Source organism: Rhodohalobacter sp. SW132 (assembly GCF_003390325.1).
GTDB lineage: Bacteria > Bacteroidota > Rhodothermia > Balneolales > Balneolaceae > SW132.
The window spans coordinates 159,135-172,261 of the sequence record NZ_QUOK01000008.1 but is presented as its reverse complement, the minus strand read 5'-3'; the positions used below and the strand labels follow the sequence as shown (position 1 = coordinate 172,261).

The window sequence follows — 13,127 nt, the reverse complement described above, 5'->3', positions numbered from 1 at the left end:
TTTATAAATTGCCGGTAATATGATCATAACCAATGTAGAAGCTTTTTGGCTTCAGTGCCCTATTGCAGAATCCAAACAGCATATTTCAGATTATGGACTGCTGACTCACTTTGATATGACGTTAATCGTAGTTACCACGAAAAGCGGTCTAAAGGGATTTGGAGAAGCTAAAGCTGCAGTGGGCTCTTCAGGAGTTTGTGCATCCATTGTGAGTTGTGTTGAGAATGAACTCAAACCGTTGTTGGTGGGTAAAGATGCCCGGAATATCACTCGTATCTGGGAACATCTCTATAATGGTACAAGAGATCACTATGCGCTTTCGAGAGGCAGAAAATTCCCAATTCTTGGCCGCAGGGGAACCACCATTTCGGCAATCAGCGGAATTGATACCGCACTCTGGGACCTGAAAGGAAAATCACTTGAAAAACCAATCGTTGAAATTCTTGGGGGATCATGCCGGGATTCTATGCCGGCTTATGCCAGCGGCGGCTGGGCTGATGCAGACCAGATCGGAGAACAGCTTGGCGGCTATGTGTCCAGGGGATTTCAAGCTGTAAAGATGCGGGTTGGTGTGATGGATAATACGGTTAATAACAGTGTGAAACGGGTTGAAGCTGCACGGGAAGCAGTGGGGCCTGAAGTCAAGATTATGACGGATGCACACGGGACCTTTAGTGTCCCCGAGGCAAAACAATTTTGCCGCAGGGTGGAAGATTGTAACCTTTATTGGTTCGAAGAGCCGGTCAGCCCCGACAACCCAAAAGGGACAGCCGAAGTGAGAGCTTCAACAACCATTCCTATTGCTGCCGGAGAAAGTGAATATACAAGCTTTGATATTCGGGATCTGATTCAGCTTAGAGCCATTGATGTCGTACAACCCGATGCCGCCATTATTGGAGGAATTTCGGAAACTATGAAAACAGCACATCTTGCCAGTGTTTTTCAGCTTGAACTGGCGCCTCACTGCTGGGGATCCGCATTTTCATTTATGGCCGGTGTTCACGCAGCTTTTGCATCTCCATCAGCCACCATCATCGAATTTTCTCTGGGTGGAAATCCAATGATGTACGAATTGGTAGAGGAATCGATCGAAGTTTCGGACGGGACAATTAGTGCACCTGAAAAACCCGGACTGGGCCTGACACCGAACTGGGATTTCATCCGGGAATACAGTCAGACCGTTTAACGGATTTAAAGCGAAAAAAAGAACCCTCATTTTTGTGATTCTGTTATTATAGGGCAAAAATGTAAATATTTAGTATCACCATACATACAACTCAAAAACCGGACGCATCATGGCAAAAGCAGTAAAAATTAATCATGTCACGCTTATCGTGGATAACCTGGAAAAGGCAACTGAATTTTATGAAAAGGAATTAGGCCTTGAACCTCTTCCTGCGTTCAATTTTGATTATCCGGCCCAGTTTTTCATTATCAATGATGATCAGCAGCTTCATCTTACCGAGTGGGAGGATACGACGTCCTTTCGGGGCCACCTTTGTCTACAGGTAGATGATTTTAATGCGATATTTAAACGGATGAAGGAGCTCCAGGTTGTTGATGTGGAACCGTGGGGGAAAGTTCGGCGCCTTCCCGATGGTGCGATGCAGATGTTCGTTCGTGATCCATCCGGAAATCTTGTAGAACTTTCATCAGATCCGGAAGCCCAGATTGACCCTGAAATTTTCGAGGATTCACTTTTCGGAGAAGGGCTGTATAAATCAAACAGAGAAGATAATCGGGGATTAAAAAGTGATAACGCCACTCTCTATCACAAAAAAAAGTAAACAGAAAAGAACTAAAAAGGAATAGTGAGGGTCTTTCAGATTCTCAGAATCCGGTATAAAACGTATGAAAAAAAACGTTCTGCTTCTTGAGACCATCGCCGCTGAAGCTGATTCAAAACTGCGAAAACAAGCCGCCGTTTTTGAGGCATTCAACGAAACTGATCCCCTGAAAATAACAGGAAATGAATCTGTACAGGCTATTATCACCAGAGGGAAAGGGCGGGTGGATCGGGTATTAATCGAAAAATATCCTGACTTAAAAGTAGTTGCCCGCTGCGGGGTTGGATTGGATAATATTGATGTAGATGAAGCTACAACACGAAACATCAAAGTTGTGAATGCACCTGGTTCTAATTCAGATACAATGGCTGAACACACGCTTGCATTGATGCTGATGCTCGTGAGAAATACATGGAAAACAGTTTCGGAGGTAAAGCAGAATAACTGGGAGTTTCGAAATCAGTACAGTGGCGATGAGATACATGGCAAAACCCTTGGAATCTTAGGTACTGGTAATATCGGAAGTCGCGTTGCCCGCCTCGCAAAAGCCTTTGGAATGAACGTGATTTTCTGGAATGAATTTCCCGCGCAAACCAGGTCAGATTCCTATTCGCTTGAAGAAGTTCTGAAACGATCTGATATTATCTCCATTCACCTGCCTCTTCTGGAAGAAACCAGGAACCTGCTGGGTGAAAAAGAGCTTGGGATGATGAAACCGGGCAGCTTTCTGATTAATACGGCCCGTGGTGCTGTTATCGATCAAGATGCACTGTTAAAAGCATTAAACCAGGGTAAAATAGCCGGTTTTGCTGCCGATGTACTGGCTGTTGAACCGCCCGGCAAAAACTGCCCGCTGCTCACTCATCCTAAAACAGTTATCACACCCCACACGGGAAGCTTAACAGACACCACCTATCGGAACATGTGTCTGCAAACAGTAGAAAATGTACTTGCTATCCTTTCAGGAAAGGAACCGGACTCTTCCGTTGTTTTTAATAGAGATGATTTGACCGGATAAGCTGAGATATCAGATTTCAGTGGTGCCTTATCGCTGTGTAGAGGGCAAATATCTCAGATAAATAAGATACCCCAGACCCATCTTCTATGTAAACTTCTTTTTGGGCATGGAAGGAGCAGCCGGTTATAAAAGAATTAGAACTGGATTATACCCTTTTCATCAGCCCTTATCCTCTCTCTAAATATTTTTTGAAAAATTAGCTTCAAACTTTTGCTAATGTTAAAATATATTAGTAACTACGCAGTTAATAGTATTCATTTAGAAGCCTGGTATCATCAAGAAACGGGGATGGTTTTTAAATGCAGTGATAGATGTTTTTCCAGTCTGAGTACCTGAAAAAGATATTTTAACAATTTACAACCCTCATCATGGTTAAAAAAATTACTTATTCCATTCTTTCAATAGGGGTATTAATTTCAATTTGGGCTTTTTTGGGGAGGGATACAGGTGAACATTTTGATATTTTTGTAAGTCCTCAATATGGTGATTTTAAAGTTTCGGTAGCAACAACCGGTGAACTTCAGGCAAAAAACTCCATTCAGATCAGGGGCCCGCAGGGTGCACGCGAAATTCAGATCTGGAATATGACCATACAGAACCTTGTGCCGGAAGGGACCATTGTCAGCAAGGGAGATGTGGTAGCAGAGATTGACCGTTCAGAGGCCCTTACCCGGCTGCAAAATGCTGAGCTTGAAGTTCAGAGGGCTGAATCACAGTTTGAACAGGCTCAGCTGGACAGTTCTCTTACCTTGTCACAAGCCCGTGACAATCTTGAAAACCTTCATTTTCAGCTTGAAGAGAGACAGATTGCTGTAGACCAGTCAGTATATGAATCACCCGCCGTGCAGCGTCAGACCCAGATTGAACTTGAACGTACGGAACGCCAACTTGCCCAGGAGCAGCAAAACTATCGCACACGGGTGCGCCAGGCTGAAGCGAGTATACGTGAGATAGAAGCCACTCTTACTCAGGAGAAAAATGGCCTTGACCGGATCATGAGAGTAATGAATGATTTTACCATTCTTGCACCCGAAAACGGTATGGTGGTATATGCCAGAAACTGGCAGGGACGTAAAACCACGACGGGCAGTAGTATTAATTCTTTTGATCCTGTAGTAGCTGAACTCCCGGACTTTAGTGTAATGGAATCCATCACCTACATTAATGAAGTGGATATTCAGAAAATACGCACCAATCAGTCTGTTCAGATCGGGCTGGATGCTATTCGTGACAAGGAGCTCACCGGGGTTGTGACTTCAGTTGCCAATATAGGGGAGCAGCGCCCAAATTCTCACTCAAAGGTATTTGAAGTAAAAATTGAGATCAATGAATCAGACACCACCCTTCGTCCGGCTATGACAACCAGCAACGAGATCCTGGTTGAAACCATTGAAAATGCTTTGTTTGTTCCTCTTGAATCGGTCCACAACCACAATAATGACCATTTTGTGTTCAAAAGAGAGGGTATTCAAACTGTGATGCAGCAAATTATTATGGGCGCAAGAAATGACAATGATATAGTAATCCTTGAAGGTATTACAGAAGATGACCAGGTGATGATTTCCATGCCTCCCGATACGTCTGCTATGAGAAAGATAAGGTTGCCAGAGAATGTGCTTGAAAAGTATAGAGATGAGCTGGTGCCGGAAGAGGATGTTGTTTCTGAACAGGAAGCAGACATCGTTGAGGCTCCCTGATTTTTATACCACAAAAACACTTATACCACTAAAACAATAGCCTGAAATAATCATCATTTGTATCAAATATTTTCATACAACCTGGACATTGCTATAGAAGCAATCAAACGAAACAAGCTTCGCTCTTTCCTTACATCCCTGGGTATTATATTCGGAGTAGCTTCTGTTATTGCTATGCTTGCCATTGGAACCGGTGCTCAACAGGAAATTCTCTCCAATATGCAGCTCCTGGGGACTAATAACGTCATTATTCAGCCTGTGGCAGAGCAGAGTGAGGGGGAGGTTGAGGACAGTGAGGAAGAATTTCTGAATCAGCGTCGGTTCAGCCCCGGTTTCACACTCGAAGATCTCTATAGCATTCAAACCCAGATTCCGCACGTACAAGCCGTAACTCCAGAAATAATCTACGATACTCAATTTATCCGGGCGGGTCAGATGAGGAGCGGAAAACTTGTTGGTGTAAACGATCGCTATTTTGATATCAATAATTTTGAAATTCACTCAGGTACAAATTTTACGACTCTACACTTCGAGGAGTCTATACCGGCTGCCATTATAGGGCATGGTGTGAGAACCCGGTTTTTTCCGGGGGAAGATCCTATCGGAAAAAAGATCAAAGCCGGAAATGTCTGGTTTACAGTTGTTGGGGTGCTGCAGGAACGGCAGCTGACATCCAGCCAGATAGAAAACCTGGGAATCCGTGACTATAATCAGGATGTTTTTGCTCCTGCAGAAAGTGTGCTACTGCGATATGGAAACAGGGCACTGGTTACGAACCGGGATGTGCAGGCTGCACAGGCGGCGGAAAACAATCCAAATGCCGAAGTACAGCGCGACAGGAACTATCATCAGCTCAACCGGGCTATCGTTCAGGTGACAGATAACAGTTACAGCGTGACGATAGCCGAAATTATTTCGCGAATGCTTGAACGTCGTCACAACCAGGTAGTGGATTTCGAAATTATCGTTCCTGAATTGCTACTACAGCAAGAGCAGCAGACCCGAAGAATTTTTAATATTGTACTCGCGTCTATAGCTTCCATTTCGCTATTGGTAGGTGGTATTGGCATCATGAATATCATGCTGGCATCGGTCGTTGAACGTTACAGAGAAATTGGTGTGAGGAGAGCTGTGGGCGCAAAAAGACAGGATATTCAGCTTCAGTTTTTAACCGAGGCTTTGGTTATTTGTGTTGCAGGAGGCTTTCTGGGCGTTGTCGTGGGAATTGGGTTCAGTTATATCGTCGAAGTTTCAGCCGGAATTGTATCCATTGTAACCATCGGTTCAATACTGATTTCATTTGGTGTAGCGACTCTCATAGGAGTGGTATTTGGCTATTTCCCTGCTAAGAGAGCTGCCGAACAGGAGCCGGTCACCGCACTAAGGCACGAATAATCCAATGGGAATTCAAGAGTTCATCAGAGAACAATGGCAAGCTTGAGACATAACATTTATATGATTAAAAATAAACTGGCGGTAGTAGTTCTGTTAATCACTTTATTTAGCATAACGATTCATAAAGAAGCGGTTTGTCAGAATTTCGATGACACTTATCCGCTGACGCTGCAGGAGTCGATTGATCTTGCTATTGATCTGAGCCCGCTTTCCCAAAGTGCACGTTATGCTCTGATTGCCAACCAATGGCGTTACCGATCGTTCAGGGCAGATCTGCTGCCGGGCCTCAGTGCCAGCGGGAATGCTCCAAATTACCGGCGTTCTTTTCGTGATAATCTTAACCCGGACGGTACTACTTCATTAATCTACACTCAGCAATCCAACGCATCATTTGGTCTTTCCATTGAACAGCCGGTTATGCCTACAGGGGGTAACCTTTCCATTTCAACAGGTATAACAAGACTTGGTGTTTTTGCAAACGAAAACACCTATTTATGGAGTTCAACACCAGTGGTGATCGGCTACAGTCAGCCATTATTTCAATTTAACGAGTTGAAATGGAGAAACCGGATCGAGCCGCTTCAGCTACAAATTGCTCAAAAAGAATATACTGAAGCGATGGAGAGCCTGTCCCTCACAGTAACTCAGCGCTACTTTGATCTGCTTCTATCCAGGATAAACCTGGATATTGCAGAATTTAACGTAGCTGCAAACGATTCAATTTATAACATATCACAGGGCAGGTATAATGTTGGCAATATTGCCGAAAACGATCTGCTTCAAACAGAACTTCAGCTCCGGAATGCAGAATCCTCACTTACACAGGCTCAGCTGAATTATGATCAGCAGATAGATAATTTCAGACTTCTGCTTGGCCTTAGCCCTGATATCCCGATAGAGGTCGATATTCCTGAAGATGTCCCTGAATTTCATGTTGACCAGGAGAGAGCCCTGCAGATGGCAAGACTCTATAACAGCATGTATCTCAACTTTGAAATGCAGACGCTTGAAGCGGAGCGTACGCTTGATATGGCAATGAAACAGAGTTCATTTTCTGCAACGATCCAGGCAAATTACGGGCTTAATCAAACCTCAGAGAATTTTTTAAATACCTACCAGGAACCACTTAGCCAGCAGTTTGTGGCCCTCAATTTCCAGATTCCGATATTTAACTGGGGTAAACAGAGAGCCGAAGTAAATTTCGCCAGAAATACCCAGCGGCAGGTGGCAGATGATATCGCTTTTGAGCAGGCACAGTTTGACCTTCAGGTGCAAAACATGGTTGCGGAGTTTCATCAGCTGAGGGATCAGGTACTGCTGGCGGAACTCTCTGAAAGGATAGCCGACCGGCGGTATGAGGTAGCACGCAACCGGTACCAAATCGGGCAGATTGATATTACAAATCTCTTTATTGCTCAAACAGAGCGGGATGCAGCGCTCAGAAGTTATATCCAGGCCATTCGAAACTACTGGATTAGTTTTTATAATCTTCGCCGCATGACACTCTTTGATTTTGAGCAGGATGTTGTCATAACTCATGACCTGTAAAAAAAATGATGGAATATTTTCCCGCTATTCTGTTTCCAGCCGGCTCGGGTCCCAACCCGTGATACCGCGGTTGTTCACCGCAACAACGGAAATTTCTTTTGACAGATCGGCGTTGCGAATGGTAATCTGCTCCGATGCTGTTTCCTCAGTCATTTTCTCTCCGTTGCGATGGGTGAAGCTTACCCGGTAAAAATCAATATCCGATTCAGCGGATGGATTCCAGCTCAGTTCTGTTCGACTCCGGCTTCGTTCGCGGTATTCAAGTCCCGTTACTTTTGATGGGGCGTTGGAAAGCATCATCAGTGTAGCCGTTGTGGAACGGGCAACTTCCTGTACAAGGTTGTGATTGATCGTTTCCAGTCGGTCAGTTGGTTGGTGATAGTTGGGGTTTCCCAGGATCGGGTAGGAGCCGATGCCGCCAATCACATCACCGTACGCATCAAAAAATACGTGGGCGTCGGTATTGCGATAGTAGCGCGAATCGTAGGTGATCAGGTCAGAAAACAGAATGGCCCCGGAGTGCTGTACATCCCGGATTCCGTAATTGGAGAACCGGATGGTATCATCCAGGCGATGGTGGCGGGTCCATCCCATCATGTCGTTATTAATCACTCCGGCTGCGGTAAGTCCTTCCTGATCTGCAACACGGACAAATTCACGTGCCCCGAGCAGTCCAGACTCTTCCGCTGTCAGCGAAGCAAAAATGATGGTTGCCGGCTGTGGGTTTTCGGCAAGTACACGGGCCGCTTCGAGAAGTACGGCCGTTCCGGTGCTGTTGTCATCGGCGCCCGGACTGCGCAGCACAGAATCGAAATGGGAGCTGAGAATGTAAACGACCTCAGGATGCTCGGTGCCTTCCAGCCTCGCAATTACATTGGCTGTTTCAATATCACCCGAAGGACTGAACCATTGCAGCTCCGGCTCATATCCAAACGACTTCAGGGTTTCATAAATATATTCCGATGCTTTTTGATTTCCGGGCTGGGTCATATGTTTTGATCCAAAATCGTAAAGCGATTTCTGGTAGTGATAAAGCCGCGTGATATTCACTTCCTGCGTTGCACTTCGCACCTCATCATAAATCGGCTCGTACATATTTTCCGCCCGGCTGCGGAGATCCAGCTCGTTTTCAAGATTTTTTCGGAGTCGTTCCAGCATCGCTTCCCGGCTGATTCTCTCTCCAATCCGAACCAGGTAAACACCCCGTTCAGGAGTTATGGTATTGCCATCCCGTTCGGCTACCACAAGCAGATGTTTTCCATCCGGGCTCGGTTCCCACTCATACTCCATCGAAACGGTTCTTACGCTGTTGTTGTGAAACAGGCGATAAAATTCTTTCGTGCTCACATCATAAATATGGGATCGCCGGTGGCGCGCTTCACCCATCATGCCAAGTACGCGTTCATCATCCAGAAAATGCGGGAAAAGTTCGTGCTGAATATCAAACGTGAGTGGTTCTTCCGAGCCATCAGCGGTGTGAACCAGGTGGATATCCCAGCTGATGCCTGAACGGATCATAAATGCGAGCTTACTCCCATCCGGCGACAATGCAGGATTTTGAATGGCGTCTTCCGATGACACCAGTGTGATAGCTTCATAATCTTCACCCGAAAGATCTGCGCTATGGATGTGATTTTCTCCGCCGGATTCTGTCATAAAAGCCAGGCGATTTCCAGATTTCGACAGAACCGGTGATTCCCCAATCCAGCTCTTCGTTACAGTTCCATCACCATTCAGCAGAACCACGGAAGGTTCGGTTTCGGTTTGATGGGTCTCTCGCTCCGGATCGGTTGGAAATGTAGAGCGGGGATTTATTGTCGCTATTATTCCTCCATCAGGCAGGGGGCGGGGATAGTCGAAAAAGTTTTCACCGGCTGTGATGCGTTCCGGAGCGGTATCACTTGTAAGATCCATTTTGTAAATATCACTTTGAACCGGTTCATTTGGATTCATTCCGGCAAAGTAAAGGCTGCCATCCTCTGCAAAAGCCGGACTTTGAACGATCAATTCATTTGTGTTGATGGGATCTGTACGCCCCGATTCCAGATCTACGAGCACAAAAGAGCGATGCAGTGCCTGCTCATATTGGAGTGCATCCCGCGCTCTGAAAATGCCCGCCCGGTCCCGTGCATCAAATGCATCCTGTAGCTGCTGCTGCAAATCGAGAGCTTTTTCTGTGGATTGAACCTGCTGAATGATTGCGTGATTTCCGGCCGGAGAGAAGATCAAATCACTGCCATCAAGGGTATGCAAAATCTGAATACTATCTTCCAGAATCTCCGCGATCTGCGTGACGCCATTTTCTTCTTCCCAGGAAAAGTGGCGATTATCCGGGCTGAAAACAGGATTTCGGCCATCCACAGCAACCGTATCAACCCTGTAGAGTTCACCGGTGAGCGTGGCGATCTCATCGAAATATTGATCGGCTTGCGGACCTTCAAGAATTTCGATCATCTGTTCCAGTGCGGCGGGGTAATCACCGGCGTCCCACTTGAGATAGGCATCGAAATAGGGATCGGAAACGTAGGCCGCAGCAACAAAAACGGCAGCGATGATTGTGAGAATCGTAGCGCGAATATAGGTCATAAAATGGATCGTTGAATGAGAAAAATATCTGCAGGAAAATAGAAAAAATCAGGAAGACCGAAAGGTGAATTTGTGAGCCGAAATATTATGCGTGGTGAAGCTGATCCGTTATGAACTATTCAGAGATTTTAGAGACGGCTTTCATCAGCAGCCGCTCTGAGAATCCGCAGACGAACGCAATCGCAAAGTAGGTAAAGTGATTTTCAGGCCTTAGGCTGAAGTTGCCAAATACAATGTCAGAAAACTCCGATTCAAGCAAAATAAAAATAGCGATGGCAGCCGCTCCGCCCATAAAAACACGGATGGTAGTGAACAGATAATTGTTCAGGATTTCCGGATTTCGGAGTGAATTATCCACGGTTTTTACTTTAAACAGCGAACTCACAACACCGCCAAACAGGCCGAAAAGCAGAATGCCGATTAGCAGCGGAACTTCCTGAATCACCCGGTTTTCACCGTTAAAGGAGATCAGGTTTGAGAGATTGAGCTGGGATAGTACGATGAAGTACATAAAAATAGCTGCAAGCGAAACTGCCAGCAAGATCATCAGCGTTTTGATGACATTTCGCGTAAGCCGGTTTTTGTAATAATTGTTGTTGAAATGCTCATCACGGATCTGTGCGGCAAGAAAGAGAGACATATTGTCGATGCTGATCTGGCCATCGTTATTTTCGCTCAAGATATTCAGTACGCTCTGTTTTCTCCATTCATTTAAGTTGTTCGCTTCATGACGGATCCGTTCAGCCATCTTAGGCACATCCTGTTGTTCGAGTGCAAAAAGAGCCAGTCTCTTGGAGGTATGAAGGCTTTTCCAGGCCGCATCCAGTTTTCCGATCCGCATCTGCCGGGCTGCAATGTTAAGCAGCGCACCAGCCTGTTCACCCCAAGGCGGAATGGAACCATCGGGGAGCAGGTTGTCGCGAATTAAGAATTCGAGTTCACCGCTGAATGATTGCAGGTCACCCTCAAGCCGTTCAAAGGCAGATTTATTTACCGGTTTGGGTTTTGAGTTCGGGTTTAGGTTGAGATCACCGTCTTTGGAGAGAGATTTATAAACCCCATTCTCAGCCTCATCAGGATAGTTCACCTGAAGAATCAGCTGTTTCTCCTGCCTGTCTGTGATTAATTCCGCCGCTCTTTCCGGTCTCAGCCACTTTACCTGCACTCCTTTCGGCTGCTCAATCTTCCGTCCGCCCGGTTTCACCTGGAGATGCCAAAAAACGACAACTCCGGGTGGCTCCCGTTCAGGATAAAAGAGTGAATCGGCGATCTGAATGTGATCAAGTTCGGCTCCGACCAGCCGGCCGATTTTCTGAAACCGGGCTGACTGACTTAATTGTGATCCGTTTGGCTCAATCACCGGCAGCTTCCACTCCCGAGTGCCATTTAATCCGGAAAGGATAGCGATCGTGCGCTGACCGGAGTGATACTTCCACACAATTCCCCCCATGGTTGAAGACCGCACACTGCTCATAATTTCTGTTTGATCTGCCGTTTCATCAAGCCTAAAGCGTAGTTTATTTTTTGATAATGTACAAAAATGGAGTAACTGTTCACATCCGGGTACAGTTATAAATTCTATAGATAATGATAGTGGAGAGTTTAATTTCGATGATAGTATTTCTCTCGAAACGCCTTACCTTTGCAATCCAAATTACGGGTAATAAAAAAATCGGATGATGATTCAGGTACTGATACAAGAAATGTTGATCTCTTTTTCCGGGCTGCTAAATAATGCTGCGCAGAGCAGTTTATTGGAGCAACTGGCGGGAATTCTTCCCGAAGAAATGCGTGGCGAGCATACGGTAGCTGCTATTGGGCTTTTTGTGATTTTTATGATTGCGGGAATTGTCCACCTGATTATCCGCTACTGGATTATTCAATTGTTGCACAAGCTGGACGAGAAAACAGTCACGGAGTGGTATGCTGTTATTCTGAGGCATAAATTGCCGCAACGGGCACTTTTTATGGTTCCGCTTGTGGTGATCTATAACGGGATCAACCTTGTTCCTGAATTTCATGAGGATGTCACCAGCTTTATCGTCCGGATTACGGCCGCCGCGATGATCCTGGTTGGTGCACGCGTTTTTGATGCGTTTCTCTCTTCGATTCATACGCTTTACCTGATGAATGCTTCGAAAGACAGCGCTCCGATTAAAAGCTATATTCAGCTTGGTAAAGTGATCATCTATATCATGGCCGGTTTCTTTATTATTTCCAGCCTGGCTGACAAATCACCGTGGTATTTTCTGAGCGGAATTGGTGCGATCATGGCGATTATTCTGCTGCTGTTTCGCGATACGCTCCTCTCGCTGGTTGCCAGTGTACAGCTCACCAACAATGATTTGATCCGGGTGGGAGACTGGATTGAAATGCCTCAATTCGGCGCAGATGGCGATGTGATTGATATTGCGCTGAACACTGTACAGGTACAGAATTTTGATAAAACGATTTCGGTGATTCCCACTCACAAGTTTCTTGAGCATAGTTTTAGGAACTGGCGCGGTATGCAGGAGGCAGGCGGACGGCGTATCATGCGTTCCATCAATATTGATATTTCATCGATCCGGTTTTTAACCATTAATGAAATCGAGCGGCTGAAAACATCGCACCTTTTGAAAGATTATATCGAAAGTAAAATGGATGATGTTCATGCCTACAACAAAAAGCATCTCAAAACGAGCAATTCAACGCTTACAAACGGCCGGTGGCTCACAAATGTCGGGACATTCCGCGCCTACGTTATCGAGTATCTGAAAAAACATCCGCGTTCGAAAAAGGAATTAACGATGCTGGTGCGTCAGCTTGAACCTACCGATAAGGGATTACCACTGCAGGTGTACGCATTTGTAGATACAACAGTTTGGGCGGAATACGAGGGAATTCAGGCTGATATGTTCGATCACCTGCTTGCCGTTGCGCCAGAATTTGGATTGAGTATTTACCAGGAGCCTTCAGGCCGTGACTTCAGGGAGCTATCGGTTGTTCGTGGATAGTCTTCAATTTTATTCAGGGCGTATCAGCGAAACTCCGCGGTATACACAGCAAAAATCTGCGAAAAACAGAGCCGGGATTGATCTTGATACTATGAACAGA

9 protein-coding genes are annotated in these 13,127 nt (G+C 45.7%); 7 read left to right on the top strand and 2 right to left on the bottom strand.

The window, feature by feature from the left end; genetic code table 11:
* Positions 1–19: 19 nt before the first annotated feature.
* From DYD21_RS15085 to DYD21_RS15060, 6 genes are all read left to right on the top strand, one after another.
* Positions 20–1,186 carry a mandelate racemase/muconate lactonizing enzyme family protein gene (locus DYD21_RS15085; RefSeq protein ID WP_116037828.1) on the top strand — a complete coding sequence of 389 codons (1,167 nt, stop codon included), beginning with the start codon at positions 20–22 and terminating at the stop codon, positions 1,184–1,186.
* A gap of 109 nt (positions 1,187–1,295) precedes the next feature.
* On the top strand, positions 1,296–1,787 hold the full coding sequence (locus tag DYD21_RS15080) for a VOC family protein (protein WP_116037827.1): 492 nt from the start codon (positions 1,296–1,298) through the stop codon (positions 1,785–1,787).
* A 64-nt stretch (positions 1,788–1,851) separates the two neighbouring features.
* Positions 1,852–2,805: a 2-hydroxyacid dehydrogenase gene (locus DYD21_RS15075; RefSeq protein WP_116037826.1), complete on the top strand. Its 954-nt coding sequence runs from the start codon at positions 1,852–1,854 to the stop codon at positions 2,803–2,805.
* Positions 2,806–3,173: 368 nt separating this feature from the next.
* The gene (locus DYD21_RS15070) at positions 3,174–4,502 is read left to right on the top strand and encodes an efflux RND transporter periplasmic adaptor subunit (protein WP_116037825.1); all 1,329 of its coding nucleotides are present in this window, start codon (positions 3,174–3,176) and stop codon (positions 4,500–4,502) included.
* A gap of 57 nt (positions 4,503–4,559) precedes the next feature.
* Positions 4,560–5,897, top strand: a complete 1,338-nt coding sequence (locus DYD21_RS15065) for an ABC transporter permease (protein ID WP_116037824.1) — start codon at positions 4,560–4,562, stop codon at positions 5,895–5,897.
* Positions 5,898–5,957: 60 nt separating this feature from the next.
* Positions 5,958–7,445, top strand: coding sequence for a TolC family protein (locus tag DYD21_RS15060; protein WP_158607319.1), 1,488 nt, complete (start codon positions 5,958–5,960; stop codon positions 7,443–7,445).
* Between the two features lie 24 nt (positions 7,446–7,469).
* On the opposite strand, the gene DYD21_RS15055 is transcribed toward DYD21_RS15060, so the two are convergent.
* Positions 7,470–10,031 (bottom strand): M20/M25/M40 family metallo-hydrolase, encoded by a 2,562-nt coding sequence (locus DYD21_RS15055; protein WP_116037822.1) that lies wholly within the window; start codon positions 10,029–10,031, stop codon positions 7,470–7,472.
* A gap of 115 nt (positions 10,032–10,146) precedes the next feature.
* Positions 10,147–11,505: a hypothetical protein gene (locus DYD21_RS15050; RefSeq protein ID WP_147303608.1), complete on the bottom strand. Its 1,359-nt coding sequence runs from the start codon at positions 11,503–11,505 to the stop codon at positions 10,147–10,149.
* 202 nt (positions 11,506–11,707) lie between these two features.
* On the opposite strand from DYD21_RS15050, the gene DYD21_RS15045 reads away from it, so the two are divergent.
* The gene (locus tag DYD21_RS15045; RefSeq protein WP_116037820.1) at positions 11,708–13,027 is read left to right on the top strand and encodes a mechanosensitive ion channel family protein; all 1,320 of its coding nucleotides are present in this window, start codon (positions 11,708–11,710) and stop codon (positions 13,025–13,027) included.
* Positions 13,028–13,127 lie beyond the last annotated feature (100 nt).